The organism is Citrobacter sp. RHB20-C16 (genome assembly GCF_013890155.1).
Taxonomy (GTDB): Bacteria; Pseudomonadota; Gammaproteobacteria; order Enterobacterales; family Enterobacteriaceae; genus Citrobacter_A; species Citrobacter_A amalonaticus.
Window position 1 is genome coordinate 4,596,923 of the sequence record NZ_CP057630.1, and the last position, 25,566, is coordinate 4,622,488.

The window sequence follows — 25,566 nt, forward strand, 5'->3', positions numbered from 1 at the left end:
TCCCATGTCTGAAATGACCCCACGCGAAATCGTCAGCGAACTGAACAAGCACATCATCGGCCAGGATAACGCCAAGCGTTCCGTGGCGATTGCACTGCGTAACCGCTGGCGCCGCATGCAGCTCGACGAAGAGCTGCGCCATGAAGTTACACCGAAAAACATTCTGATGATCGGCCCAACCGGTGTCGGTAAAACCGAAATCGCCCGTCGTCTGGCAAAGCTTGCCAACGCGCCGTTCATTAAAGTGGAAGCAACAAAATTCACCGAAGTGGGTTATGTCGGTAAAGAAGTCGACTCTATCATCCGCGATCTGACCGATGCCGCCATTAAAATGGTTCGCGTCCAGGCGATCGAAAAGAACCGCTATCGTGCGGAAGAGATGGCAGAAGAGCGCATTCTTGATGTGCTGATCCCACCGGCGAAAAATAACTGGGGCCAGGCGGAGCAACAGTCTGAACCGTCCGCTGCGCGTCAGGCGTTCCGTAAAAAACTGCGTGAAGGCCAGCTCGACGATAAAGAAATCGAGATCGATCTTGCCGCCGCACCGATGGGCGTGGAAATCATGGCGCCTCCGGGAATGGAAGAGATGACCAGCCAACTGCAGTCCATGTTCCAGAACCTGGGTGGACAGAAGCAGAAAGCGCGTAAGCTGAAAATCAAAGACGCGATGAAGCTGCTGATTGAAGAAGAAGCGGCCAAACTGGTGAACCCGGAAGAGCTGAAACAGGAAGCTATCGACGCCGTTGAGCAGCATGGGATCGTATTTATCGACGAAATCGACAAAATCTGTAAGCGCGGCGAATCCTCGGGTCCGGACGTGTCCCGTGAAGGCGTACAGCGCGACCTGCTGCCGCTGGTTGAAGGCTGCACCGTCTCGACCAAACACGGTATGGTCAAAACCGACCACATTTTGTTTATCGCCTCTGGCGCATTCCAGGTGGCAAAACCGTCCGATCTGATCCCGGAACTGCAGGGTCGTCTGCCGATTCGCGTAGAGCTGCAGGCGCTGACTACCAGCGACTTCGAACGTATTCTGACGGAACCTAACGCTTCTGTTACCGTGCAGTACAAAGCGCTAATGGCGACCGAAGGCGTCAACATTGAGTTTACGGAATCCGGTATCAAGCGTATAGCTGAAGCAGCATGGCAGGTTAACGAGACCACCGAAAACATCGGTGCCCGTCGTCTGCACACCGTTCTGGAGCGTCTGATGGAAGATATTTCCTATGATGCGAGCGATTTGAACGGTCAAAGCATAACAATTGATGCGGATTATGTGAGCAAACATCTGGATGCGCTGGTCGCAGATGAAGATCTGAGCCGTTTTATCCTATAATCGCGTTCACTGCATTTTCATCATTGTTGATGGGGCTGAAAGGCCCCATTTTTATTGGCGCTAAATATGACTGAACAACAACAAATTAGCCGCTCCCAGGCCTGGCTGGAAAGTTTACGACCCAAGACTCTACCGCTCGCCTTCGCGGCGATCATCGTCGGTACTGCCCTGGCATGGTGGCAGGGATATTTTGATCCGCTTGTCGCCTTGCTGGCGCTCATTACGGCAGGGCTTCTGCAAATCCTGTCAAATCTCGCCAACGACTATGGTGATGCCGTTAAAGGCAGTGATAAGCCGGATCGCATTGGGCCGCTGCGTGGGATGCAAAAAGGGGTGATCACCCAACAGGAGATGAAGCGCGCGCTGATCATCACCGTGGTACTCATTTGCGTGTCCGGTCTGTCGCTGGTTGCGGTGGCGTGCCGCACGCCGGCGGATTTTGTCGGCTTCCTGGTGCTTGGCGTACTGTCGATCATTGCCGCCATCACCTATACCGTGGGCAATCGTCCTTATGGCTACATCGGTCTGGGCGATATTTCCGTGCTGGTCTTCTTTGGCTGGCTGAGCGTGATGGGGAGTTGGTATCTGCAGGCGCATACACTGATCCCGGCGTTAATCCTTCCGGCTACCGCCTGCGGTCTGCTGGCCACCGCCGTGCTTAACATCAATAACCTGCGCGATATCAACAGTGACCGGGAAAACGGCAAGAACACGCTGGTTGTCCGCCTCGGCGCCGTAAATGCCCGTCGTTACCACGCTTGCTTGCTGATAGGCACGCTGATCTGCCTGGCGCTGTTTAACCTGCTTTCGCTGCAAAGTCCGTGGGGTTGGTTGTTCCTGCTGGCCGCACCGGTACTGGTAAAACAGGCGCGTTACGTGATGCGCCAGATGGAACCAGCAGCGATGCGCCCAATGCTTGAACGTACGGTAAAAGCCGCGTTGCTGACTAACCTGCTGTTTGTTGTCGGGATTTTCTTAAGTCAGTGGGCAAGATAACTGACAAATATCAATTAACAATTGATGATTTTGCCAACAGTACGCATAGCGCGATATACTAAAAATTCTCGCAGCAACTGAACGTTAAGCCTATGAAATACGATACTTCCGAGCTTTGTGACATCTATCAAGAAGATGTCAACGTCGTGGAACCACTGTTCTCTAACTTTGGAGGACGGTCGTCGTTTGGCGGACAAATCGTCACGGTGAAATGTTTCGAGGACAACGGGTTGCTGTACGATCTGCTCGAACAAAATGGCCGTGGTCGCATTCTGCTGGTCGATGGCGGCGGTTCTGTCCGTCGTGCGCTGGTCGATGCCGAACTGGCGCGTCTGGCTGTACAAAATGAATGGGAAGGCCTGGTCATCTATGGCGCAGTGCGTCAGGTAGACGATCTGGAAGAGCTGGACATCGGCATTCAGGCGATTGCCGCGATTCCGGTAGGTGCAGCAGGCGAAGGGATTGGGGAAAGCGATGTCCGCGTCAATTTCGGCGGCGTGACCTTCTTCTCCGGCGACCATCTGTACGCCGATAACACCGGAATCATCCTCTCCGAAGACCCGCTCGATATCGAGTGATCGAAAAAGGCACCGTAAGGTGCCTTTTTTATTGGTTATCGCGGGCTACTGGATGGCGGCTTGCGCCTTATCCGGCCTACAAGCTACTTGCTCAGGAATCCTCTAAAGATTTTAGGGCAAGGCGGCAAGCGAATGAATCCCCAGGAGCGTAGTAAACTACGTGACCGGGGTGAATACGCGCAGCCAACGCCGCCATAACGTGAAAGATGACGAGGATTAGACTTCTTCCATGCGGCCCAGCAATGCCTGCAAACGATCCTGCCAGCCATTCTGCTGTTCTTTCAGAGACTGATTTTCGCGCTCGAGCTCTTCACGGCTGTGCTGTGCAGATTGCACTTCCTGCGCCAGCGAGCTGTTCTTCTCTTTCAGCTCTTCAATTTCCATCTGCAACAAGGTGATGGTATCAATCGCCTGCTGTACTTTTGCTTCCAGTTTCTCAAACACTTCTAAAGACATGGTCATACTCTCCTGAATTGCAAGGCGACGCTTCACGTGAACGCGCACAATATATAGTGCCGATTGTATGAAGCCCCGCTCTCCCTGTCCAGCGGCATCCCGCGCTGATTGCGGTTTGCAACACTTTTCAGTCGACTCTTACAGACATCGACGGCCTACCCCTTAAGTGTTAACGCTTTGGTTAATGAAATGATTCAGCTCACACTATTTTTGTATAACAAAACGCGCCTCATGGCGCGAAAACGCTCATTTTATTGACGGAGTACACACATTTTAAGTTCGATATTTCTCGTTTGTGCTCGTTAACGATAAATTAACAGTGTGCCTACAGGGCATCGCGGACGTCAGTGACCTCCTCGCATACAATAAACATTAAACTCTTCAGGATCCGATTATGAGTCAAACATCAACCTTAAAAGGCCAGTGCATTGCTGAATTCCTCGGTACCGGGTTGTTGATTTTCTTCGGTGTGGGGTGTGTCGCTGCGCTTAAAGTCGCGGGTGCGTCTTTTGGACAGTGGGAAATCAGCGTCATCTGGGGATTGGGGGTAGCCATGGCTATCTACCTGACCGCAGGGGTGTCTGGCGCACATCTCAACCCGGCAGTCACTATCGCGTTGTGGCTGTTTGCGTGTTTCGACAAGCGCAAAGTTGTTCCTTTTATCCTTTCTCAATTTGCCGGTGCCTTTTGCGCAGCGGCGTTAGTTTACGGGCTTTACTACAATCTTTTCGCCGACTTCGAACAAACGCACCACATTGTACGTGGCAGCATTGAGAGTGTTGATCTGGCCGGCACTTTCTCAACGTATCCCAACCCACATATCAATTTTGTGCAGGCCTTCGCGGTTGAAATGGTGATTACCGCTATCCTGATGGGGCTTATTCTGGCACTGACTGATGACGGTAACGGTGTACCGCGTGGCCCGCTGGCTCCTTTGTTGATTGGTTTACTGATTGCGGTTATCGGCGCATCCATGGGCCCACTGACCGGGTTTGCGATGAACCCGGCACGTGACATCGGTCCGAAAGCGTTCGCCTGGCTTGCAGGCTGGGGTAATGTCGCCTTCACCGGTGGCAAAGATATTCCTTACTTCCTGGTGCCGCTGTTTGGCCCCATCGTTGGTGCTATTTTGGGCGCTTTCGCCTATCGCAAGCTGATCGGTCGCCATTTGCCGTGCGATATCTGTGCCGTGGAAGAGAAGGAAACCACGACCACTTCACAACAAAAAGCTTCGCTGTAATGTGACTACGGGACAAATAATTATGACTGAGAAAAAATATATCGTTGCGCTCGACCAGGGAACCACCAGCTCCCGCGCCGTCGTGATGGATCATGATGCCAATATCGTAAGCGTCTCACAGCGCGAATTTGAGCAGATCTACCCGAAAGCAGGCTGGGTAGAACACGACCCGATGGAAATCTGGGCAACGCAGAGCTCTACCCTGGTGGAAGTCCTGGCGAAAGCGGACATCAGTTCCGATCAGATTGCAGCTATCGGGATTACTAACCAGCGTGAAACGACCATCGTCTGGGAACGTGAGACCGGTAAACCTATCTATAATGCGATTGTCTGGCAGTGCCGTCGTACCGCGGATATCTGCGAACATCTGAAGCGCGATGGCATGGAAGAGTACATCCGCAATAACACGGGTCTGGTCATTGACCCGTATTTTTCCGGCACCAAAGTGAAGTGGATCCTCGACCACGTCGAAGGCTCTCGTGAGCGCGCACGTCGCGGCGAACTGCTGTTCGGTACCGTTGATACCTGGCTTATCTGGAAAATGACCCAGGGACGCGTACACGTAACGGATTACACCAACGCCTCGCGTACCATGCTCTTCAACATCCACACGCTGGACTGGGACGACAAGATGCTGGATGCGCTGGATATTCCACGCGCCATGCTGCCGGAAGTGCGCCGTTCTTCCGAGGTCTACGGTCAGACCAACATCGGCGGTAAAGGCGGCACGCGTATTCCGATCTCCGGTATCGCCGGTGACCAGCAGGCTGCACTGTTCGGCCAGCTGTGCGTGAAGGAAGGGATGGCGAAAAACACCTACGGTACCGGCTGCTTTATGCTGATGAACACCGGCGAAAAAGCGGTGAAATCCGAAAACGGCCTGTTGACCACCATCGCCTGCGGCCCGACCGGGGAAGTGAACTATGCGCTGGAAGGCGCTGTGTTTATGGCGGGCGCTTCTATTCAGTGGCTGCGTGATGAAATGAAGCTCATCAGCGACGCCTTCGATTCCGAGTATTTCGCGACCAAAGTGAAGGACACTAACGGCGTGTACGTCGTCCCCGCCTTCACCGGCCTGGGCGCGCCGTACTGGGACCCGTATGCGCGTGGCGCGATCTTCGGCTTGACCCGTGGTGTGAACGCCAACCACATCATCCGTGCAACGCTGGAATCTATTGCCTACCAGACCCGCGACGTACTGGAAGCGATGCAGGCAGACTCCGGCATTCGCCTGCACGCCCTGCGCGTGGACGGTGGCGCGGTCGCCAACAACTTCCTGATGCAGTTCCAGTCTGACATTCTTGGCACGCGCGTTGAGCGTCCGGAAGTGCGTGAAGTCACGGCGTTGGGTGCGGCCTACCTGGCCGGTCTGGCAGTCGGTTTCTGGCAGAACCTTGATGAACTGCAGGAAAAAGCGGTCATCGAACGTGAATTCCGCCCTGGCATCGAAACCACCGAGCGTAACTACCGTTACAGCGGCTGGAAGAAAGCGGTCAAACGCGCGCTGGCGTGGGAAGACCACGAAGAGTAATCGCAAATTGCCGGATAACGATGCGAAAGCGTCTTATCCGGCCTACGGATGAGATTACGGTGCGGGGACAACCCCGCACACTCACCCTCTGATATCAATAATTTCCCCCTCTCCCCTGTGCTACACTTCGCGCCATTCCTTTCTGCTACGAGTTTGCTATGAGACGAGAACTTGCCATCGAATTTTCCCGCGTAACCGAAGCGGCGGCGCTGGCTGGCTACAAATGGTTAGGACGCGGTGACAAAAACACCGCCGACGGCGCGGCCGTTAACGCCATGCGCATAATGCTAAACCAGGTCAACATTGACGGGACCATCGTGATCGGGGAAGGCGAGATCGACGAAGCGCCGATGCTCTACATCGGTGAGAAAGTCGGTACCGGTCGCGGCGACGCGGTGGATATTGCCGTCGACCCCATTGAAGGCACACGAATGACGGCGATGGGCCAGGCCAACGCGTTGGCCGTTCTGGCCGTGGGTGACAAGGGTTGCTTCCTGAACGCACCTGACATGTATATGGAAAAGCTGATTGTCGGACCGGGCGCAAAAGGCAGCATCGATCTCAATCTGCCGCTGGAAGAGAACCTGCGCAATGTCGCCAACGCGCTGGGCAAACCGCTGAGCGAACTGACGGTGACGATTCTGGCGAAACCGCGTCATGATGACGTGATCGCAGAGATGGCGAAGCTTGGCGTGCGCGTATTCGCGATTCCTGATGGCGATGTTGCCGCGTCCATTCTGACCTGCATGCCGGACAGCGAAGTGGATGTGCTGTACGGGATTGGCGGTGCACCGGAAGGCGTGGTGTCCGCCGCGGTGATCCGCGCACTGGATGGTGACATGCAGGGTCGTCTGCTGGCACGTCATGATGTCAAAGGCGACAGCGAAGAGAACCGTCGCATTGGCGAACAAGAGCTGGCACGCTGCCAGGCAATGGGCATCGAGGCGGGTAAAGCGCTGCGTCTGGATGAAATGGCGCGCAGCGATAATGTTATTTTCTCCGCAACCGGCATCACCAAAGGCGATCTGCTGGAAGGGATCAGCCGTAAAGGTAATATCGCGACCACCGAAACGCTGCTGATCCGCGGTAAGTCACGCACCATCCGCCGTATTCAGTCGATCCACTATCTCGACCGTAAAGACCCGGACGTGCAGGCGCACATCCTGTAACTGATTTGTTCGTTCGAGCCTTCCAGCCCCTCCGGGCTGGAAATCTTTCCGCCAACGAACGAAGATAAGGGAACGAGACCCGTACAGGAGAAAACCATGGCAGATTGGGTAACAGGCAAAGTCACAAAGGTACAGAACTGGACTGATGCTCTGTTTAGTCTGACCGTTCACGCCCCCGTTCATCCCTTCACCGCAGGTCAATTTACCAAACTCGGTCTTGAGATTGACGGCGAGCGCGTCCAGCGTGCCTACTCGTATGTGAATGCCCCTGACAATCCCGATCTGGAGTTTTACCTGGTCACCGTGCCTGACGGTAAGCTAAGCCCACGTCTGGCGGCACTCAAGCCCGGCGACGAAGTACAGGTAGTGAGCGAAGCCGCCGGTTTCTTTGTGCTTGACGAAGTACCGGACTGTGACACGTTATGGATGCTGGCAACGGGCACCGCCATTGGTCCCTATTTATCGATTCTGCAACTGGGTAACGATCTCGAACGTTTCAAAAATCTGGTACTGGTCCACGCCGCACGATACGCCGCCGATTTAAGCTACCTGCCGCTGATGCAGGCGCTGCAAAAGCGCTACGAAGGCAAACTGCGGATCCAGACGGTGGTGAGCCGGGAGACCGTCGCGGGTTCACTGACCGGCCGCATTCCGGCATTGATTGAAAGTGGCGAACTGGAAAAAGCGGTAGGCTTACCGATGGATAAAGAGACCAGCCATGTGATGCTGTGTGGAAATCCGCAAATGGTTCGCGACACACAGCAGTTGCTGAAAGAGACCCGGCAGATGACGAAACACCTTCGTCGCCGGCCAGGCCATATGACCGCCGAGCATTACTGGTAATACGGTTCAGGGCGCTGATTTAAACGCGACATCCTGCGTGTCTTTACCGTATTTATTTTCGCCCTGGGTGCCAACAAACGCCCCCAGGTCGATAAGAGTCATGATGAGGATAAGCGTCGGCGCAAACCGTCCGACCACCCATTGCCACATCCCCGGCAGAATAGCCCAGTTACCGGCTAACAGCATCCAGGCAAGAATAATCAATAACGCCCACAGCCCCGAACGCCCACGATCGTGCAGACGTTTCACCGTAACCGCTGCCGTCGGCCAGAGCAGACACACCAGGGCAAAGGGAGCAATCTGATCGGGAAGTAATTTTTGACTCTCGAGCGAAAACAGAACCACCATGCTGACAATCCACAGCGCAATCCAGATCCAGAAATCACGGCGTCCAATACGCCCTTTAAATGAGAATAACCACTGCTGTAGGGTCATGTCTGTTCCTTTAAAATGACTATCTTCGACAGTTTACCCTTTTGACAAGCCAGACGGTTATCGTTTTAATCGTGGACAGTCATAACGAAAGGTAAGATTGATGAAGCCAGGATGTTCACTGTTTTTATTATTGTTTTCTGCGATGCTCTCCAGCCCTCCGGCGCTGGCGGCTGAGCCATTGGCGGCCACCACCGCACCGTATTTACTCGCCGGTGCCCCCACGTTTGACCTTTCGATCAGCCAGTTTCGCGAAAACTTTAATACGCAAAATCCGAAGCTTACCTTAAATGAATTCCGCGCCATCGACAGTAGTCGCGACAAAGCCAACCTCACCCGTGCGGCCAGCAAAATAAATGAAAACCTGTACGCCTCGACCGCTCTTGAGCGCGGAACGCTGAAGATTAAGAGCATGCAGATAACCTGGCTGCCGATTCAGGGGCCGGAACAGAAAGCGGCGAAAGCCAAAGCGCAGGAATATATGGCGGCAGTGATCCGCACGGTCGCCCCCTTATTGACCAAAGAGCAGAGCCAGAAAAAGCTGCAAAAGCTGCTTACGTCGGGGAAAAATAAGCGCTATTACGCGGAGACCGAAGGCGCAATTCGCTATGTTGTCGCAGATAACGGCGAAAAGGGGCTGACCTTCGCGGTTGAACCGATTAAGCTGGCGTTATCTGAAAATCTGGACGGGCCCAATTGATGATAAAAAGCAAAGCCTTTCCGGGGAGTGATCTCTATACTGTTTCACAGACCATGCTGCCCTGCGGGGCGGCCATCTTCCTTAATTCGCTGACAAAGCGTGGAGAATAGAAATGCGACATCCTTTAGTGATGGGTAACTGGAAACTGAACGGCAGCCGCCACATGGTAAACGAACTGATTGCTAACCTGCGTAAAGAGCTGGCTGGCGTCGCTGGCTGTGCGGTAGCGATCGCACCGCCAGAAATGTATATCGATCTGGCAAAACATGCTGCGGCCGGTAGCCACATCCTCCTGGGCGCACAGAACGTTGACCTGAACCTGTCCGGCGCATTTACCGGTGAAACAAGTGCTGAAATGCTGAAAGACATCGGCGCACAGTACATCATCATCGGCCACTCTGAGCGTCGTACTTACCACAAAGAGTCTGACGAACTGATCGCGAAAAAATTCGCTGTGCTGAAAGAGCAGGGTCTGACTCCCGTTCTGTGCATCGGTGAAACCGAAGCTGAAAACGAAGCGGGCAAAACAGAAGAAGTGTGCGCACGTCAGATCGACGCCGTTCTGAAAACACAGGGTGCTGCGGCATTCGAAGGCGTAGTTATCGCTTACGAACCGGTTTGGGCAATCGGCACCGGCAAATCCGCAACGCCAGCGCAGGCACAGGCTGTTCACAAATTTATCCGTGATCATATTGCCAAAGCGGACGCGAAAATTGCTGAGCAGGTCATCATCCAGTACGGCGGTTCCGTAAACGCAGCTAACGCGGCAGAACTGTTCACTCAGCCGGATATCGACGGCGCGCTGGTTGGCGGTGCTTCTCTGAAAGCTGACGCTTTCGCCGTGATCGTAAAAGCAGCTGAAGCAGCAAAACAAGCTTAAGTTGTGTAGTCGGGGGGACCTCTCCCCCGACTTATCCCCGTATTACCAGTATCCCAGCCAGTGCCACCAGAAAGCCCCTGTCACCGCCCAGATAGTCAGGTTTACCACACTCATCACCAGCCCCGTCTTCCACCATTCCGCCAGAGTGGCATAGCCAGAGCCAAAAATAATCGGCGCAGTGCCCGTACCGTAGTGGGTGAGCGACATCATCAGCGAAGAAGAGAAACCGAGCATCAGCCCCAGCAGGGCCGGTGGCGCGCCCAGACCTAACCCCGCGATGAAGAAGGCGGAGAACATGGCCGTGATATGCGCCGTGGTGCTGGCGAAAAAGTAATGAGAGTAGACGTAAAGCAGGATCAACAGCAGTGTCGCAATACTCCAGTGGACGCCAAGGTGATTGATTGCCGTCCCCACACTGGTCGCAAGCCAGCCGACCAGTCCCAGTTTGCTGAGGAAATCCGCCATCATCACCAGCGCGGCAAACCAGACAATGGTATCCCAGGCACCGCGGCACTTAAGGATGTCCTCCCAGTGTAATACCCCCGTCAGCAACAGAATCGATAAACCGATCAGCGCCGCACTGGTGGGGTTAACGGTCCAGCCGCTGCCCATGATCATCGCGGGAGCGCCAGCCCACAGGCAGAGCAGCAAAATGAACACCGCCAGCGTGATTTTTTCCGCCAGCGACAGTGGGCCGAGAAGATCCAGCTTTTGCCGGGCGAACTGCGGCGCATTGGGTGTGCGGGTAATGGCGGGTGGATAGAGCCACCAGATGACGATGGGCATCACAATCAGCGAAACGACCGCCGGAAGAAGCGCCGCAATGGCCCACATCCCCCAGGTCATATTCAGTACCCCATCCGTTCCCTGGGACAAAAAGGTGACAATGAGGGGGTTAGGGGCGGTTGCGGTGATGAACATCGCTGAACTGATCGGGTTAATGTTGTAATTCACCAGCGCCAGATAGCGCCCCGTTGAGCCATTTTCGCTATTGCCGGGCTGCGATCCAAGGCTGTCGGCAATGGCGCGCATCACCGGGTGAATAATGCCGCCGCCGCGTGCCGTGTTACTTGGGGTGACGGGGGCAATCAGCGTTTCCGCGAGGGTTAATGCCCACGCGATACCTAAGGTTCGCTTACCAAACAACGCAATAAATCCGTAGCCGATACGCGCCCCAAGTCCTGTTTTCAGCAAGCTTTGCGACAGCATGATCGATAAACCGATCAGCCAAATCAGTTGGTTGGAAAAGCCACTCAGCGCATCGTTAAGCGCTGCCGCAGGCTTACCGGGATTCGTCACACCGGTCATCGCCACCAGCATGATCGCCACAACAGCAATCGCTCCGATAGGCATCGCTTTGCCGATAATGGCCGCAATCGTACCGATAAACAGCGCCAGCAGATGCCATGCCTGTGGCGTCACGTCCGCAGGACAAGGGATGATAAACCAGATGGTCAGTGTGATAACCATCGAGATGATGGCGGGCCAACCGCGAATGGGGGTCAATCTATCCATGGTTCAATCCTTGAGTATCCTGCGCATAAGTATGCGTTTCAGTATTAACCGTCATTCGTGCAGGTAAAACTCACCACCCTCTCACAAAACTAAAATAATCAGGCAATTAACACTACAATTTTCCTAATAGATTAAACCATGCATAGTCCAGTGGCAGCAGGATCAGATAAGTCGTCAGCGCCAGCACCAGACACAGGAGCAGCCCGGCTCTCGCTGGCACCCTGCCTAACGCCATCGCCACCACAATAGGTGATGCCTGATACGGCAGAAGCGGCGTTGAATACCCGAGCACCTGAATCATAATCACCGACAGCAGCGGGAATTGCGTTGCCTCAGAAAAGCTCTGCGCCAGGGTGGTATACAGCGCCGGAACGCCGTTAGCGGTCATAATGAAGTTAAGCGCAGTGGTGATGCCGGTCAGGGCGAGAAAACTGGTGAACGGTTTCTCCGGATCCAGCGGCATCACGTGCAGCAGCGCTTCACCGACCGCATCGCCAATACCGGTTTGCGTCACTACACTCGCCAGTCCAAGAATACCGGCAACATAAATGCAGGTACGGATGTTAACCCCCGTGGAAAACTCCTCTCCATTGATGAACCCGACACGCGGTAACAGGGTGATGACCGCTGCCGCCAGCCCGGTCCACGCCGGGCCAATGCCATGCCAGCTTTCGCTGACCCACATCACCAGCACGACTGCCAGCATCCAGGCCAGTCGTTTTTCGTCGCGGCTCATTGGCTCCGGTGGTGAGAATTCACGTGGCGCATGGGGTTTTCCGGGAAACAACCAGCAGATGAGCGCAATCAACAGTCCACCTTTCAGCCAGCCTAATACCGGCGTATGCAGCAGCAGATAAGGCAGATAGTTCAGGTGGATACCGTACGATCCTTCCGCCGCCCCGCTCATCACGAGATTCGGCACGTTAGCAGGCAAAATGGTGGCGGAAAGCTGAAAAGTGCCGAAACCCACAGCAAGCGCCAGGCCATACCACGCACGGGTGCCATCGAGGATCCCGGCACGCTTCGCCATCGCTGCAACAACGGGCATCAGCAGCGCGATACGTCCCATATTGGAGGGCATGACAAACGCCAGTGCATAGCTCAGCAGCACCACGCTTGAGACCATCAGCGGCCAGGATTCCGTCAGCCGTGATGACAACGCTCTTGCCGCCCTGTCCGCCAGTCCGGTTTTGCGGATCGCCACGCCTAGCACAAAGCCGCTGAATACCAGCCAGAACGCCGAGGAGGCAAAGCCGCCAAAGATGACGTCCGGTGGGGCGATTTTTGCCACCATCGCCACCGTGAAGAACAGCAGCGCAGTGATAAATTCCGGTAATAGCGAGGTTGCCCAGAGCAGGATGGTGACAATCACCACCAACGAGGGCAGAAACAGAGGGTGTGAAAACCAGAGCGACATGCCTGTCTCCTGTTGTTTTTTTCAACAAGAATACGGGGGCATCCCCCTTCTGTAAACGCGCGTCTCCCCCTAAAAAAGCAGAGGGTCAGTGATAATGGATTTCGCCGAAGTAGTCAGACAGCACATAGTAGCGGCAATACTCAAAGGGATGCGCTTCCCCCGCCATAAACGTCTGGCGCGCCACGGAAAGGAGTGGTTTGTTCTCAGCAATCTGCAGCTTCTCGCATAAATCAGGACTGGGCAGAATGGCATCGACCTTTTCGATCGCTGAGTCGCTTTTCACATTCAACAGGTGATAAAGCGAGGTATGGGCCAGTTCATCCGCTGTCAGGGTTAATCCCGGAAAGAAGGAGAGATCGAGATAAATTTTCTCGTGGTTAAACGGGCGATCGTTCAGGTATCGCACCCGAGAAATATAGAGATAGTGATGATGGGCCGGCAGGCTTAAACCATCTTCCTGCGCGTCGCGCGCCCGGCGTGTGGCGATTTCCAGAATGCGGTTCTCAACCGCCACGCTGGCATCACGCAGGTCGCTGGTGATCCCGCGAAAGGTATGACCATAGCTGACGCCTTCCGGCACCGCGCTCACCACGGAACCACTTCCGCGTTGAGAGGTGATCACACCGGCGTTGATCAACTCACTCCACGCCTGCTTCACGACGATCAGCGACACATTATAGGTTTGGGCGATCGCTTTTTGCGTTGGCAACTGACTCCCCAGCGGCAGGGTGCCGTTCTGGATCTGCTGGCAGATGATATAAAACAACTGCTTATACAGCGGAGTGAAACTCGTTTTATCAACCTGCAAGCCATTTACCTCGAAAGTCTGCCAGTCGGGGACGGTTGTCGCCGCCCCCGCAGGGCAGCGCACTACCCTTTAATCTGTCTGGCGAGTTCAGCCAAATCGAAATGATTCATACGATTAACGGTAGTTAAATAGTCGGCAGGAAAAGCATCAGCACCGTGCCAGGCGCCGGAGAGTGCCCCAACCATGGTGGCGACGGTATCGGTGTCATTGCCGATATTAACGGCGGAAATAATAGCATCAACGGCCGAATCCGGACAACACGCGAACAGACCAAACGCGGCCGGAACCGCCTCGCTGACGTGCAACCCGGACCCGATGATATCGGCAATCTCAACAATCGCCGTCTCCCAATGGGCGTGCCGCTTACCGATCGCTACCGCCAGTTCAATACGACGCACCACCGACGGCCCGGCAACCATCATCGCGCCCTGTTCTGCCGCCAGCGCATAACCCCTGTCAGCGCCGTAAATCCCGGCCGCAATGATGCTTTCCGCACTCGCCACGGACTGTAACGCCTCGCTGGTTGCTGCCGCCATCGCCGCTGCGCCAGACATCGCCAGTACGTTATTATGGGTAAAGCGGCAGATTTCCAGCGCAGTCTGAATCGCTTTTTCTATGTCGCCAGGATGCAGTACGGCGGCAGGCCAAATCTTCATTGCCGCGCCGTTGGTGGCTTCCGCATTACCCTTATTGATAATCTGTACCGACTGTTTCTCACCTTCCAGTTCCCCCTGCAGGGACACGCGATTATCGTTAAAGATGGCTTTCATCGCGGCTCGGGTGGTTGGCCCGGTAAAATTGGCGTAGTACGGATAGGCCAGCCAGCGCTGGAAGGCTTCACGCATTGCTTCATCGCTCACCTGACGATGGTGCTGTAGCAGGGCGTCCATGATGTACTTCGCCTGAATAAAGTCATCGGTACACATTCCGGCTTCGTTACAGCGACCAAACGTATCGGCGGGCGGTTTCTCAAAACCGGTCACCCAGCCACCAAAGTATTCTCGAATTTGTTGCTGAGTACGCACTTCGGTCGCTGCGCCCATCGCGTCCGCCGCAGCGGCACCAATCAGGCAGCCCAGTATTTTGTTAATTTCAACGTGCATGAATGACTCCTTAACGGTTTAGCATATTTTTTCCAGTGGATGACTGGCGCGAAAAGCCGCGAGCTGTTCAGGATAAGGCAGCGCGGTCATCGCCCCTTTTGCCGTGACCACCATTGCGCCGCAGGCATTGGCTGTACCGATCGCCTGCGCAAGCAAGTGACTGTCCCAGGAAGCGGCCTGTGAAAGGGTATAAAGCAGCCCGCCGACAAAGGCATCGCCCGCTCCGGTGGTGTCCACCACGGAAATTTTCGCGGCAGGGAACGCGCATTCGCCCTCTGGCGTCACCAGGTACGCCCCTGCATCGCCCAATGAGATAACGGTGGTTTCACAGCCAAGTTCACGCATCAGATAGCGTGCGTCCTGCCAGCGTTCGACCTTACCCAGCCAACACAGCTCATCCGCAGAGACCTTGCAGATGGAGGCCAGCGCAATAGATTGTGCGAGTAAGGGGACGATTTCCTGGATATCCCGCCACATGCTGACGCGCAGGTTAACGTCGAACATGACGTGCCCTCCCGCCGTCTTCATGCGTCTGGCGCCTTCCAGACACGCCTCACGCGCCGGACTGTCTGTCAGGCCAATCGAGCTGAAGTAAAACCACTCGTTGGCGCTGAAAGTCGGTAAATCCTGCACCGAGACAAAAGTGTCCGCGCCGGGATGTACCAGATAGGTAAAACAGCGCTCGCCTTCTGGCGTCAGATTGACGATCAGTACCGCGCTGGTTTGCTGTGGGTCGAGGCGCAATGACCCCACACCTACCCCGTTTTCTGCCAGCGTCTGGCGGAGAAAACGTCCGGCGTCATCCTCCCCAAGACAGCCGATAAATTCACAGTCGCCACCCAGTCGCGCGATGCAAACGGCGACGTTAGCCGATGCACCCCCCGGACATTTCAGGTAGGTGTCCGCGCCTTCCGGCACCAGATCCACGGACGCGTCGCCAATCACCCAGACTTTTTTGAGATGACTCATCTGCTCCTCCTCACGCCTGACGCTGCGCCAGTTCACTCTGGATATCGCGGTAATAATCGTTGTTGATCAGATACTTTTTCATCACCACGCCAACCACCAGATGGAAGACGGCAGGGATGAGCGTCATCATCAGCGCAATCCCGGTCAGCGAGCTTGCACTCTGCTGGACATCCGCCTGGTAGCCGAAGTGGCTCAGCAGGAAGCCAAGGACGCCGCCGGCAATCCCCATCCCGAATTTCTGAAAGAACAGAATGCCGCCGAAAGCCAGTCCGGAAACGCGTAGCCCGGTTTTCTTCTCGCCGTAATCGACGGCCTCCGCGATGGAAGACCAGAACACCGGCATTTGCATGTCGCAGAAGAAGTTGATGAGAAAGTAAAAGACAAAGGCGAGGATCAGGTTCTGCTGCCCGACGCAAAGATACATACCGATACTCAGCGCGAAGGTCATCAGTTGGGTGTAGCGGAACATTTTTATTTTGTCCCAGAACTTAGTCACCCACGTGGTCGCAATCATCGCCAGAATAGACGCCACCACGCCGACGGTCAGGAACGGTGAAATCAGGCTGTCACCGCCATTCAGATAATATTTGGCGTAATAGGCAGCGACCGAACCGCGGATCACGTAGCCGCACATCAGCAACATAATCACCACGCCCAGAATCAGCCACTGGTCGTTACGCAGTAAATTCGCGAACTGCTGTTTGACGGACAGTGACGGCAATTCAGGCTCGCTGCGTTCGCGGGTGGTCATAAAGCAGAAGATAAACAGCACGGCGCCCATCGCCCCCATCAGGCCCATAGAGAGCTGATAACCCAGCGCTTTATTGCCCTGTCCCAGCCAGACCGCCAGCATGGGAACCACAATCGTCACCAGAAACGCGGCGATTTTGGTCATCACAAAACGATACCCGTTGGCGCTCAGACGCTCGCCCGGATCGTCCGTGATAACGCCAATCAGAGAGATGTAAGGGATGGTGATCGCCGTATAAACCAGCGTCATCAGAATGTAAGTGAAATAGGCCCATGCCAGCTTCGCCATATACGCCATATCCGGCGTGATAAACATCAGATAGACGGCGAAGCCAAATGGAATGGCAAACCATAACAACCATGGACGATAGCGTCCCCAGCGGGTCGACACTTTGTCGGTCAGCATTCCCATTGCCGGATCGATAATGGCATCGATCATCCGCACCACCACCAGCAGCACACCCACATCCGCTGCCCGTAAACCGTAAATATCCGTGTAGAAATATGCCAGCAGAAGCTGCATGGCAATAATCACTACGTTGATCGCCATATCCCCGGCGCCGAAACCTATTTTTTCCACGATAGACAATTTCATATCGGTATTCCTTTTGCGCCGTTCAGCGCAAGAATGTCGAAAAAAGGATGACGTAACTACGTGAAATAAAAGCTTTTATGATTAACGCATGACCCAGAAAACCAGGATCAGGCGTTATGAGGGAGTGTAATGGAACCACAAAAGATATAAAGGTATACCTTTATATCTTTTGACCGAATTCACATTATTTTAACCAACGATACATCTTCGCTGGCCTGAAGTGGGAGATTGAGCAAAAAAACGCCGACAACCGTCGGCGTGGCGATCAGGGCTGAGTCAGGAGCTTACAGTCGTGATCCTGAATTTCTTCTGCCGACGCCCGGTTAAACGCCAGCATGTTGCGCTGCGTGGCCAACAGAACAAAAGCGTCATCACTTTGACGCGCCAGCGCCAGCGCGTAGCTGCCCATTCGCTCACGCGCTTCCGGCACCTCTTCGGCCAGCATCATAAACGGACTGCGCTGCGCCAGTTCGCTTTCTGTCACGCGACGGGCGAGATACTCATGCCCGCGCAGTCCGCCCGGCAGCGGTAACCAGCGGGTGCTGATTTTGGTCTGGTTAGCGTCCAGTTGCGCTCTGACATCAGGACGAAGGCAGGAAATATGGATGTGGAAATGGTTTTGCGTCCGTCCGCTGCGCGAATTGATTGCCAGCGACACGACGCTGTCCGGAATATCCTTGCCATACTTTTGGCTCATGAAATCGCGCGCCTGCCAGGCCAGCCAGAAGAAATTCGGCGTGTATTGTTCTACCAGCAACGGACTCTCGGTGCCATTAATGCGATAAGTCGGCATCAGCAGATATTGCAGCGGACCATTGCGATCTTTAAAGACCACATATCCGGCATCGGGCTTCACTTCGACACATGGCGCAGGGTTTTGATGCTGCAACTGGTTGGGCAGGCATTGCTCAAGCACAATCTTACGCAACGCATCCGGGTTTCCGGCCAGCTTCCAGTAGCCAAAACCTGCCGCAGCGGCAATAACGACAACGGCCAGTAGTCCATAGCCTGTTTTTTTCATAACGCGTTCCCTGTATCTCAACGGCCTGCAAGAGTAACGCAAAATGATGACAAATAAAAAAGCCCGGCGGTAAATACCCCGGGCTTCTTCTCCTGCCAGCTCTTAACGCTTGCTGATTTGATCGAACGTTCCGCCATTCGAGAAGTGTTCTTTCTGCGCTTTCGTCCAGCCGCCGAACGTTTCATCAATGGTAAAGAGTTTCAGCTTCGGAAACGCATTTTCGTATTTCTTCGCCACCTCTGCATCACGCGGACGGTAGTAGTTTTTCGCCGCAATCTCCTGACCTTCCGGTGAGTAGAGATACTTCAGATAGGCTTCCGCCACGGCCTGAGTGCCTTTCTTCTCGGTCACTTTATCCACAACGGAGACCGTCGGTTCAGCCAGAATGGATTCGCTCGGCGTCACGATTTCAAATTTATCTTTGCCCAGCTCATTGGTCGCCAGCAGCGCTTCGTTCTCCCAGGCGATCAGCACGTCGCCGATGCCGCGTTCGACAAAGGTATTGGTCGAGCCGCGTGCGCCAGAGTCCAGCACTTCGACATTCTTAAACAGCGCCTTCACAAAGTCCTGCGCTTTTGCCTGATCGTTGTTGTTGTGATGCAGCGCATAACCCCAGGCAGCCAGATAGTTCCAGCGTGCACCGCCGGAGCTTTTCGGGTTAGGCGTGATCACCGAAACGCCAGGCTTAACCAGATCGTTCCAGTCATGAATTTGCTTCGGGTTGCCTTTACGCACCAGGAACACAATGGTGGAGGTGTAAGGCGCAGAGTTGTCCGGCAGGCGTTTGATCCAGTTTTTATCAATACGACCACGCTCGGCAATCGCATCCACATCATAGGCCAGTGCCAGCGTCACCACATCCGCCTCAATGCCGTTAATCACCGAGGTCGCCTGTTTGCCTGACCCGCCGTGTGACTGACGAATCACCACGTTATCGCCCGTTTCTTGCTTCCAGTGTGCGCTAAACGCTTTGTTGTACTGCTCGTACAGCTCACGCGTTGGATCGTAAGACACGTTCAGTAATTGAATATCCTTTGCCAGAACGCCGCTGGATGCCAGCAGCAAAGTTAACCCCACGCCCCATTTGTTCATCGCCCAACTCTCTTATGTTGTGTTGTGATGAGCAAAGCGTGCCAGAAAGGTATCCAAACATTAAAGAATAAAAAAAGATTGGCTATAACGTGAGGGAATATATGGAGGGTGTATACCGGATGGCGGCTGACGCCTTATCCGGCCTACAAGTCTTGCGATCTGTAGGCCGGGTAAGCGTAGCGCCATCAGGCGCAGAAAAGAATCAGTACAGTTTCTTCGCGCAATCCAGCCAGTCACCTTTGAACGGACGCTTCATGTTTTCGATAGCATCAATGATGTCATGGTGAACCAGTTTTTCGTTCTGAATACCGACGCAACGACCACCGTGACCTTCCAGCAGCAGTTCAATGGCGTAAGAACCCATACGGGAAGCCAGGATGCGGTCATAAGGCACTGGAGAACCGCCGCGCTGGATGTGACCCAGTACGGTCGAGCGGGTTTCACGGCCCGTCTCTTTCTCAATGTAATGCGCCAGTTCGTCGACATCGCACATGTGCTCAGTGATTGCCACGATAGCGTGTTTCTTACCCTTCGCAATACCCGCTTTGATTTCAGCAACCAGATCGTCACGGCTGAATTCCACTTCCGGTACCACAACGAACTCACAGCCACCGGCAATCGCTGCCGCCAGCGTCAGGTCGCCACAGTAACGCCCCATCACTTCAACGATAGAGATACGCTGGTGAGAAGACGAGGTGTCGCGCAGACGGTCAATCGCTTCAACCACGGTGCCCAGCGCCGTAAAGTAACCGATGGTGTAGTCAGTGCCTTTGATATCGTTATCGATAGTGCCAGGCAAGCCGATGCACGGGAAGCCCATTTCAGTCAGGCGTTTCGCACCCATGTAAGAACCGTCACCGCCGATCACCACCAGCGCGTCGATTCCACGTTTTTTCAGGTTTTCGATAGCCACGGCGCGGACATTTTCGTCACGGAACTCCGGGAAACGAGCGGAACCCAGGAAGGTACCACCGCGGTTAATCATGTCGGACACGCTATAACGGTCAAGCTGCACCATGCGGTCTTCGTACAGACCCAGGTAGCCATCATAAATCCCCATGACTTCCAGTCCTTCCGTCAGTGCTGCGCGCACCACACCACGGATTGCTGCGTTCATGCCCGGCGCATCACCGCCGCTTGTCAACACACCGATTTTCTTAATCATGACTACCTCTGAACTTTGGAATGCAAAATGAAGTCTGTTGCCGGAAGTCGATCCTGCATAGCGAGACGATCCAACGAATATGCAAATAGTATAACAATCACGTCCTGCTGAATTGATTCAGGTCAGGCCAAATGGCGGTAATTTATACACAAAATGCGGGCCTGGCTCTCTTTTTTACGCTCACTTACGAAAGCTCAAACCTTTTGCCTTCCCTGGGAACGACGGAACACGGGTCCTGATGGATAATGACATCGGAGCCCGGAAAACGCCGTAAAATCGCCTGCTCTACCTGTTCAGCCACAACATGCGCCTGAACGAGCGGCAGATTATCTTCCATTTCCAAATGAATCTGAATAAAGCGGGTCGGCCCTGACTGCCGCGTACGGAGATCGTGAGCACCACTGACGCCCGGCCATGATGTCACGATGTCAAAAATTTCCTGACGTTCTTCATCGGGTAATGCGCGATCCAGTAACGACTGCACGGCATCATAACCCATGCGTAACGCGCTATATAAAATATAGATGCCAATCCCCAAAGCAAACAACGCGTCTGCACGATGCCAGCCGTACCAGGCCAGACCGAGCGCCACGAGAATCGCACCGTTCATCATAACATCAGACTGATAATGAAGCATATCCGCCCGTACTGCCTGGCTTTGCGTCCGCTTCACCACCCAGCGCTGAAACGAGACCAGCACCACAGTACATATCAGGGCGATAATGGTAACCACAACCCCCACGCCGGGTTCGTTCATCGGCGTCGGTGTAATCAGATGCTGGATACCCGTTAAAAATAAAAACAACGCCGAACCGGAAATAAACATGCTTTGCGCCAGCGCAGCCAGTGATTCCGCTTTGCCATGACCAAAGGTATGTTCATCATCCGCGGGCTGCAGCGAATAGCGCACCACTAACAGGTTAGTGAGCGACGCGGCAATATCCACCAGCGAGTCGACCAGGGCCGCCAGAATACTCACCGACCCGGTGTACCACCACGCAAAAATTTTGATCAAAAGTAACAGCGATGCCATCACTGTCGCGGCAATGGCCGCCCGACTGACTAACCGCCCATAGGATTGATTCATAAACACTCCTGCCATTTCATGCCGGTAGTATAACGGATGGTGTAAGACAATCAGTGATTATGACGATGACAATTTACAGGCAAAAAAAACCCCCACGTCATGTGGGGGAAGACAGGGATGGTGATTTATTTTTCACCATAACTGCATGAAACAAAAGGATTTGTTTCATTTGATGTCCACACATCGTCCACATCGAAAAAAAGCCCCGCATCTGCGGGGCCTTCATTAAATTGCTAAATTTAGCTGATCACGCCCGTAATGCGAGGCAGGAAAAACGCCAGCAGGAATAAAATCAGGCGCTAATTTTTCGCGCCGTTCACGTCTGGTAACAATCTTTTCTACGCTGTTAAGGGTAGTGAATGACAGACCGCATTCCATATTTTGGCATTGATGGTACTGACGGATCGTTACTTCACTGAGAGGCTTACTGGTGCGAGTGCGGGCCGTAGCGCCGCAATGTGGGCATTTGAACATAATGGTGACTCCCCTGGGGAGTTGAACTCATCGCCATTCTATTCAGTTTCTGCAATCCAGTCAGATATTTTTGCTTCAAAGTTAAGCTGTGTAGTAAATCCATTGCTATCAACGTCATGCTGTACCTTGCTGATTATCCAGTCCTGGGCGTCAATATCAGCTTTAAAGCCGATTACCGTTGCGTGCATTTCCGGGTACAACTCCGCGCGCCCGCGCGCCAGGGTGATCGAAAACTCCGCCGCACCGCGCTGTAACTGCTGCCACTTTGCCGCCGCTGCGCGCCTGGCTGCTTCTTCGTTCTGGAAGGTTTTACGCATAATAAAAACGTTACCTTCAGCGCCTTCAATATAGTCACCTTCCCTGCTGCTGCTCTTATCCTTTTTTTTCGTTGTGGCACGGCGGCGGACACTGACCTTTTTCTTTTTTCCGTAATTCAGATCAAGCCAGTACGCGCGAACGCCGGTATAAGCGTCACGGTCAGCAACCCGGAAGCGGTGCCGGTCGCCGCTGCTGCGGGTGATAGCAATCGACGGAATAGCCTTCCCTGATGCAGTGAAACCACCACCCGGCACGATAAACAACAGATTGCCATTTTTTACCGTGGCGATGGCCCCTAACATTTCCGCCATCCTGGTTAGAAATGACATATCACTTTCCTGAGTCTGATCGGCGTGGTCAATTTCCACATCCATCAACAGATCGCTGATTTGCGGCGTCAGGTCATACCGTTTTGCGATAGCAGACACAACCCGTTCCACGGTCACATCATGCCAGGAGACTTCACGCTTTACGTTAAACTCTTCTCTGAAATCTGCACTTCGGGCGGTCACGGTAATACGGTCTGGTGGCCCGTCATGCGCTACTTCATCAATCGTGTATACGCCCTTATAAACCAGCGCTTCACCCATCCACCCCAACCAGAAAGACAACTCAGCACCACGCGGCGGAAGAGCAACGCTTCCATCAGTATCATCCAGTTCTAATGACAGCTGATCGGCGTCAAAACCCCGGTTGTCTGTCAGGCTTATGGATAGCACGCGATCTGATAACTCTGTTAACACCTTCCCGCCCTGCCGGATGCTGAATGCCGGTATTTTTAACGCCTCTGTCAGGATGTTATCGACACTGCCGGCAGCGCCAGAAATCATGCTGCTTATCACTGAAACACTCATACGCCCTCCTGTTTTTTGAATAATTCCACGCGGGCGCGCGAGGGAGAATTCGTTTTAGTTGTCAGAGAGATAGCACAACCAGAAAGGCGTGAAGCCATTACGTCAATCAGCAATCATGGTGGCGAACTCAACAAAATGTAATGGTGACAAACATGTCTGAGACACGTTTTCACGGTGCCCGCACCAAAGAAGAAACCGACATCACGAAGGTAATTAACGACATTGACTCCAGCGTCATTGGCGTAATTGTCGTGGCTGATGACGCAGACGAAGACGCTTTTCCACTCAACACCCCAACGCTTATCACGCGGCCTCAGTCGATGCTCGGCAAGGCAGGGACAACAGGAACGCTGTACAAAACGCTGAAAGCCATTTCAGACCAGGCAAGCGCGAAAGTCATTGTTGTACGCGTAGCCGCAGCGAAGCCGCCGGAAGGCGACGCCACAGCGGAAACGCAATCGCAACTGATTATTGGCGGATCGGATGCTGACGGTAATTACACTGGCATGTATGCACTGCTGACCGCTGAACAGAAAACGGAGTACCGCCCGCGCATCCTGGCGGTGCCGGAATTCGACACCGAAGAGGTTACAGCCCAGCTTTGCGTCATCGCAAAACAGCTTCGCGCTTTTGTTTACGCAAGCTGTTACGGCTGCAACACGCTGGCGGAGGCGCTGGAATATCGCAAAACCTTCGCATCTCGCGAACTCATGCCGATCTGGCCCAACTACATCGCCTATAACCCGGTGTCTGGGAAAAATGAAGTATTCCCCGCCACGGCCTATGCGGTGGGGCTGCGCGCGTTTATTGATAACCAGTACGGCTGGCACCGCTCGCTGTCTAACGTTGCCGTCAGCAACGTGCTTGGCATGTCGAAGGATGTTTTCTGGGCGCTCCAGGCGGAAGACAGCGACGCACAAACGCTGAACAACGCTGAAATCACCACCATCATCAAACGGAACGGCTTCCGCTTTTGGGGCAACCGCACCACGGACACCAATGAATTTATTTTTGAGGTGTACACCCGTACAGCGCAAATCCTGGCGGACACCATCGCAGAAGCACAGTTTGAAACCATTGACGGACCACTAACCCCGACCAATGTGAAAGACGTGGTGAGCGCGATTAATAAGAAGCTGAGCGCGCTGGTCACGGCTGGCAAGCTGCTTGGCGCGATGGCGTGGTTTGACATCGTGGACAACCCAACCTCTGGCCTGATTCAGGGCAAAGTGATTATCCGTTACAAGTACACGCCAGTGCCGCCGATGGAAGATTTAACCCTGATCCAGACCTTCACCGATGAATATTTTGAAGGCGCGTTTTCGTCTCTGGGGAGCAACTAAATGGCGATTCCAGCAAAACTCCGGCTGTTCACCTGCTTTGTGAACAGCGTGAACAACATCGGCAAAGTGACATCTGTAACGTTGCCAAAACTGACCCGCAAAACCGATGACTATCAGGGCGGCGGGATGATTGGCTCCGTTGGCGTCGATCTCGGACTGGATAGCGGCGCGCTTGATGCAACGATGGTTGTAGGCGGGTTAGTTCAGGATCTACTTCTGGAGTACGGCGGCGATCTGGATGGCACGCTTATCCGTTTCACCGGGGAGTATTACACATCCGGCGAGAGCTTGATCGTTGACGTGGAAATGCGCGGCAAGTTCACCGAAATCGACGGCGGCGAAAGCAAACAGGGCGAAGATACATCCGTCACCTACGCCATCAAAAACACCTACTACAAGCTGTCAATTGACGATAAACCCATCTGGGAAATCGACCTGCTGAACTTTGTGTACAAACGCAACGGCGAAAATATTTACCCTTCCCGCGTGATGTCTGCGCTGGGCATGGGCTAACAAACAACCACTACAGGCGCGGCATCGTGGTGATGCCGCCCGGAGATTAAAACGATGACCAAAGAAAACACCGTAACACTGACCCGCCCGCTCACCCGTGACGGCAACGAAATCAAAACCATCACCATCACTGATGAAGTGAAACAGGCTGGCACCCTGCGTGGCCTTCGCCTGGTGAACGTTATGAATATGGACGTGGACAGCATTAGCACCCTGCTAACCCGCTGCACTTCCCCACGCCTGAAGCTCAAAGAAATTAGCGAAATGGAAACGTCTGACTTTGTTGAACTTTGCGAGGCGTTAACGCCTTTTTTAGCGCCGAAGGAGCCTGGCGAGAAGAGCGAGACGGAGACGGCGAGCGAGTAAACGCGCCCCACTTCG

At 54.1% G+C, this 25,566-nt stretch carries 26 protein-coding genes; 12 read left to right on the forward strand and 14 right to left on the reverse strand.

Annotated features, from left to right (window positions below):
- The first annotated feature begins 4 nt into the window (after nucleotides 1-4).
- The 3 genes from hslU (at nucleotide 5) to rraA (ending at nucleotide 2,910) form a co-directional block, all read left to right on the forward strand.
- Nucleotides 5-1,336, forward strand: a complete 1,332-nt coding sequence (gene hslU / locus HVX64_RS21940) for an HslU--HslV peptidase ATPase subunit (RefSeq protein ID WP_044257468.1) — start codon at nucleotides 5-7, stop codon at nucleotides 1,334-1,336.
- Between the two features lie 66 nt (nucleotides 1,337-1,402).
- A complete protein-coding gene (gene menA / locus HVX64_RS21945; RefSeq protein WP_042998925.1) occupies nucleotides 1,403-2,332 on the forward strand; it encodes a 1,4-dihydroxy-2-naphthoate polyprenyltransferase in 930 nt (309 codons plus the stop codon).
- Nucleotides 2,333-2,424: 92 nt separating this feature from the next.
- Nucleotides 2,425-2,910, forward strand: coding sequence for a ribonuclease E activity regulator RraA (gene rraA, locus HVX64_RS21950; protein WP_042998924.1), 486 nt, complete (start codon nucleotides 2,425-2,427; stop codon nucleotides 2,908-2,910).
- Nucleotides 2,911-3,126: 216 nt separating this feature from the next.
- Here the strand turns inward: rraA and zapB are convergent, their stop codons facing one another.
- Complete coding sequence (gene zapB, locus HVX64_RS21955) at nucleotides 3,127-3,372, reverse strand: septal ring assembly protein ZapB (RefSeq protein WP_090050665.1); 246 nt, start codon at nucleotides 3,370-3,372, stop codon at nucleotides 3,127-3,129.
- 388 nt (nucleotides 3,373-3,760) lie between these two features.
- Here zapB and glpF point away from each other — a divergent pair, with 388 nt between their 5' ends.
- The 4 genes from glpF to fpr all read left to right on the forward strand — a co-directional run bounded on the left by glpF (nucleotide 3,761) and on the right by fpr (nucleotide 8,149).
- On the forward strand, nucleotides 3,761-4,606 hold the full coding sequence (glpF, locus tag HVX64_RS21960; protein ID WP_042998923.1) for a glycerol uptake facilitator protein GlpF: 846 nt from the start codon (nucleotides 3,761-3,763) through the stop codon (nucleotides 4,604-4,606).
- Between the two features lie 22 nt (nucleotides 4,607-4,628).
- Complete coding sequence (glpK, locus tag HVX64_RS21965) at nucleotides 4,629-6,137, forward strand: glycerol kinase GlpK (RefSeq protein WP_044257467.1); 1,509 nt, start codon at nucleotides 4,629-4,631, stop codon at nucleotides 6,135-6,137.
- A gap of 158 nt (nucleotides 6,138-6,295) precedes the next feature.
- Nucleotides 6,296-7,306 carry a class II fructose-bisphosphatase gene (gene glpX / locus HVX64_RS21970; protein ID WP_042998921.1) on the forward strand — a complete coding sequence of 337 codons (1,011 nt, stop codon included), beginning with the start codon at nucleotides 6,296-6,298 and terminating at the stop codon, nucleotides 7,304-7,306.
- A gap of 96 nt (nucleotides 7,307-7,402) precedes the next feature.
- A complete protein-coding gene (fpr, locus tag HVX64_RS21975; RefSeq protein ID WP_044257466.1) occupies nucleotides 7,403-8,149 on the forward strand; it encodes a ferredoxin--NADP(+) reductase in 747 nt (248 codons plus the stop codon).
- A gap of 6 nt (nucleotides 8,150-8,155) precedes the next feature.
- On the opposite strand, the gene HVX64_RS21980 is transcribed toward fpr, so the two are convergent.
- Complete coding sequence (locus tag HVX64_RS21980) at nucleotides 8,156-8,584, reverse strand: DUF805 domain-containing protein (RefSeq protein WP_042998919.1); 429 nt, start codon at nucleotides 8,582-8,584, stop codon at nucleotides 8,156-8,158.
- A gap of 100 nt (nucleotides 8,585-8,684) precedes the next feature.
- Between HVX64_RS21980 and HVX64_RS21985 the strand changes: the two genes are divergently transcribed.
- Together HVX64_RS21985 and tpiA are read left to right on the forward strand one after the other, a co-directional pair.
- Entirely contained in the window at nucleotides 8,685-9,281 is a 597-nt protein-coding gene (locus HVX64_RS21985) for a YiiQ family protein (RefSeq protein ID WP_044257465.1), read from the forward strand.
- Nucleotides 9,282-9,393: 112 nt separating this feature from the next.
- Entirely contained in the window at nucleotides 9,394-10,161 is a 768-nt protein-coding gene (tpiA, locus tag HVX64_RS21990; RefSeq protein WP_042325562.1) for a triose-phosphate isomerase, read from the forward strand.
- 42 nt (nucleotides 10,162-10,203) lie between these two features.
- Here tpiA and HVX64_RS21995 read toward each other — a convergent pair whose 3' ends face one another.
- The 12 genes from HVX64_RS21995 to HVX64_RS22050 form a co-directional block, all read right to left on the reverse strand.
- The gene (locus HVX64_RS21995) at nucleotides 10,204-11,676 is read right to left on the reverse strand and encodes a DASS family sodium-coupled anion symporter (RefSeq protein WP_044257464.1); all 1,473 of its coding nucleotides are present in this window, start codon (nucleotides 11,674-11,676) and stop codon (nucleotides 10,204-10,206) included.
- 112 nt (nucleotides 11,677-11,788) lie between these two features.
- Complete coding sequence (locus tag HVX64_RS22000) at nucleotides 11,789-13,093, reverse strand: SLC13 family permease (protein ID WP_042998914.1); 1,305 nt, start codon at nucleotides 13,091-13,093, stop codon at nucleotides 11,789-11,791.
- Between the two features lie 85 nt (nucleotides 13,094-13,178).
- Entirely contained in the window at nucleotides 13,179-13,901 is a 723-nt protein-coding gene (locus HVX64_RS22005) for a GntR family transcriptional regulator (RefSeq protein WP_043001793.1), read from the reverse strand.
- A 62-nt stretch (nucleotides 13,902-13,963) separates the two neighbouring features.
- On the reverse strand, nucleotides 13,964-15,004 hold the full coding sequence (locus HVX64_RS22010; RefSeq protein WP_044257462.1) for an ADP-ribosylglycohydrolase family protein: 1,041 nt from the start codon (nucleotides 15,002-15,004) through the stop codon (nucleotides 13,964-13,966).
- A gap of 18 nt (nucleotides 15,005-15,022) precedes the next feature.
- The gene (locus tag HVX64_RS22015) at nucleotides 15,023-15,973 is read right to left on the reverse strand and encodes an aminoimidazole riboside kinase (protein ID WP_044257460.1); all 951 of its coding nucleotides are present in this window, start codon (nucleotides 15,971-15,973) and stop codon (nucleotides 15,023-15,025) included.
- Between the two features lie 10 nt (nucleotides 15,974-15,983).
- Complete coding sequence (locus HVX64_RS22020; RefSeq protein ID WP_042998911.1) at nucleotides 15,984-17,318, reverse strand: MFS transporter; 1,335 nt, start codon at nucleotides 17,316-17,318, stop codon at nucleotides 15,984-15,986.
- A gap of 265 nt (nucleotides 17,319-17,583) precedes the next feature.
- Nucleotides 17,584-18,339, reverse strand: a complete 756-nt coding sequence (locus HVX64_RS22025) for a CDP-diacylglycerol diphosphatase (RefSeq protein ID WP_042998910.1) — start codon at nucleotides 18,337-18,339, stop codon at nucleotides 17,584-17,586.
- Nucleotides 18,340-18,441: 102 nt separating this feature from the next.
- Complete coding sequence (gene sbp / locus HVX64_RS22030; protein WP_044257458.1) at nucleotides 18,442-19,431, reverse strand: sulfate/thiosulfate ABC transporter substrate-binding protein Sbp; 990 nt, start codon at nucleotides 19,429-19,431, stop codon at nucleotides 18,442-18,444.
- A gap of 202 nt (nucleotides 19,432-19,633) precedes the next feature.
- Nucleotides 19,634-20,596: a 6-phosphofructokinase gene (gene pfkA, locus HVX64_RS22035; RefSeq protein WP_042998908.1), complete on the reverse strand. Its 963-nt coding sequence runs from the start codon at nucleotides 20,594-20,596 to the stop codon at nucleotides 19,634-19,636.
- 184 nt (nucleotides 20,597-20,780) lie between these two features.
- Nucleotides 20,781-21,683, reverse strand: a complete 903-nt coding sequence (gene fieF / locus HVX64_RS22040) for a CDF family cation-efflux transporter FieF (protein WP_042998907.1) — start codon at nucleotides 21,681-21,683, stop codon at nucleotides 20,781-20,783.
- Between the two features lie 225 nt (nucleotides 21,684-21,908).
- A complete protein-coding gene (locus HVX64_RS22045; protein ID WP_181825159.1) occupies nucleotides 21,909-22,157 on the reverse strand; it encodes an ogr/Delta-like zinc finger family protein in 249 nt (82 codons plus the stop codon).
- Between the two features lie 38 nt (nucleotides 22,158-22,195).
- Nucleotides 22,196-23,305: a phage late control D family protein gene (locus HVX64_RS22050; RefSeq protein WP_249418908.1), complete on the reverse strand. Its 1,110-nt coding sequence runs from the start codon at nucleotides 23,303-23,305 to the stop codon at nucleotides 22,196-22,198.
- Nucleotides 23,306-23,481: 176 nt separating this feature from the next.
- Between HVX64_RS22050 and HVX64_RS22055 the strand changes: the two genes are divergently transcribed.
- The 3 genes from HVX64_RS22055 to HVX64_RS22065 are packed head-to-tail and all read left to right on the forward strand — an operon-like array spanning nucleotide 23,482 to nucleotide 25,551.
- Entirely contained in the window at nucleotides 23,482-24,672 is a 1,191-nt protein-coding gene (locus tag HVX64_RS22055) for a phage tail sheath family protein (protein WP_181825161.1), read from the forward strand.
- The gene (locus tag HVX64_RS22060) at nucleotides 24,673-25,185 is read left to right on the forward strand and encodes a phage major tail tube protein (protein ID WP_181825162.1); all 513 of its coding nucleotides are present in this window, start codon (nucleotides 24,673-24,675) and stop codon (nucleotides 25,183-25,185) included.
- A gap of 54 nt (nucleotides 25,186-25,239) precedes the next feature.
- Nucleotides 25,240-25,551: a phage tail assembly protein gene (locus HVX64_RS22065; protein ID WP_181825163.1), complete on the forward strand. Its 312-nt coding sequence runs from the start codon at nucleotides 25,240-25,242 to the stop codon at nucleotides 25,549-25,551.
- The last annotated feature ends 15 nt before the right edge of the window (nucleotides 25,552-25,566 follow it).

What these genes read in the sequence shown, in the direction of transcription:
- hslU (WP_044257468.1), top strand. Translation starts at nt 5, where the DNA reads ATGTCTGAAATGACCCCACGCGAAATCGTCAGCGAACTGAACAAGCAC.
- menA (WP_042998925.1), top strand. Translation starts at nt 1,403, where the DNA reads ATGACTGAACAACAACAAATTAGCCGCTCCCAGGCCTGGCTGGAAAGT.
- rraA (WP_042998924.1), top strand. Translation starts at nt 2,425, where the DNA reads ATGAAATACGATACTTCCGAGCTTTGTGACATCTATCAAGAAGATGTC.
- zapB (WP_090050665.1), bottom strand. Translation starts at nt 3,372, where the DNA reads ATGACCATGTCTTTAGAAGTGTTTGAGAAACTGGAAGCAAAAGTACAG.
- glpF (WP_042998923.1), top strand. Translation starts at nt 3,761, where the DNA reads ATGAGTCAAACATCAACCTTAAAAGGCCAGTGCATTGCTGAATTCCTC.
- glpK (WP_044257467.1), top strand. Translation starts at nt 4,629, where the DNA reads ATGACTGAGAAAAAATATATCGTTGCGCTCGACCAGGGAACCACCAGC.
- glpX (WP_042998921.1), top strand. Translation starts at nt 6,296, where the DNA reads ATGAGACGAGAACTTGCCATCGAATTTTCCCGCGTAACCGAAGCGGCG.
- fpr (WP_044257466.1), top strand. Translation starts at nt 7,403, where the DNA reads ATGGCAGATTGGGTAACAGGCAAAGTCACAAAGGTACAGAACTGGACT.
- HVX64_RS21980 (WP_042998919.1), bottom strand. Translation starts at nt 8,584, where the DNA reads ATGACCCTACAGCAGTGGTTATTCTCATTTAAAGGGCGTATTGGACGC.
- HVX64_RS21985 (WP_044257465.1), top strand. Translation starts at nt 8,685, where the DNA reads ATGAAGCCAGGATGTTCACTGTTTTTATTATTGTTTTCTGCGATGCTC.
- tpiA (WP_042325562.1), top strand. Translation starts at nt 9,394, where the DNA reads ATGCGACATCCTTTAGTGATGGGTAACTGGAAACTGAACGGCAGCCGC.
- HVX64_RS21995 (WP_044257464.1), bottom strand. Translation starts at nt 11,676, where the DNA reads ATGGATAGATTGACCCCCATTCGCGGTTGGCCCGCCATCATCTCGATG.
- HVX64_RS22000 (WP_042998914.1), bottom strand. Translation starts at nt 13,093, where the DNA reads ATGTCGCTCTGGTTTTCACACCCTCTGTTTCTGCCCTCGTTGGTGGTG.
- HVX64_RS22010 (WP_044257462.1), bottom strand. Translation starts at nt 15,004, where the DNA reads ATGCACGTTGAAATTAACAAAATACTGGGCTGCCTGATTGGTGCCGCT.
- HVX64_RS22015 (WP_044257460.1), bottom strand. Translation starts at nt 15,973, where the DNA reads ATGAGTCATCTCAAAAAAGTCTGGGTGATTGGCGACGCGTCCGTGGAT.
- HVX64_RS22020 (WP_042998911.1), bottom strand. Translation starts at nt 17,318, where the DNA reads ATGAAATTGTCTATCGTGGAAAAAATAGGTTTCGGCGCCGGGGATATG.
- HVX64_RS22025 (WP_042998910.1), bottom strand. Translation starts at nt 18,339, where the DNA reads ATGAAAAAAACAGGCTATGGACTACTGGCCGTTGTCGTTATTGCCGCT.
- sbp (WP_044257458.1), bottom strand. Translation starts at nt 19,431, where the DNA reads ATGAACAAATGGGGCGTGGGGTTAACTTTGCTGCTGGCATCCAGCGGC.
- pfkA (WP_042998908.1), bottom strand. Translation starts at nt 20,596, where the DNA reads ATGATTAAGAAAATCGGTGTGTTGACAAGCGGCGGTGATGCGCCGGGC.
- fieF (WP_042998907.1), bottom strand. Translation starts at nt 21,683, where the DNA reads ATGAATCAATCCTATGGGCGGTTAGTCAGTCGGGCGGCCATTGCCGCG.
- HVX64_RS22045 (WP_181825159.1), bottom strand. Translation starts at nt 22,157, where the DNA reads ATGTTCAAATGCCCACATTGCGGCGCTACGGCCCGCACTCGCACCAGT.
- HVX64_RS22050 (WP_249418908.1), bottom strand. Translation starts at nt 23,305, where the DNA reads ATGATTTCTGGCGCTGCCGGCAGTGTCGATAACATCCTGACAGAGGCG.
- HVX64_RS22055 (WP_181825161.1), top strand. Translation starts at nt 23,482, where the DNA reads ATGTCTGAGACACGTTTTCACGGTGCCCGCACCAAAGAAGAAACCGAC.
- HVX64_RS22060 (WP_181825162.1), top strand. Translation starts at nt 24,673, where the DNA reads ATGGCGATTCCAGCAAAACTCCGGCTGTTCACCTGCTTTGTGAACAGC.
- HVX64_RS22065 (WP_181825163.1), top strand. Translation starts at nt 25,240, where the DNA reads ATGACCAAAGAAAACACCGTAACACTGACCCGCCCGCTCACCCGTGAC.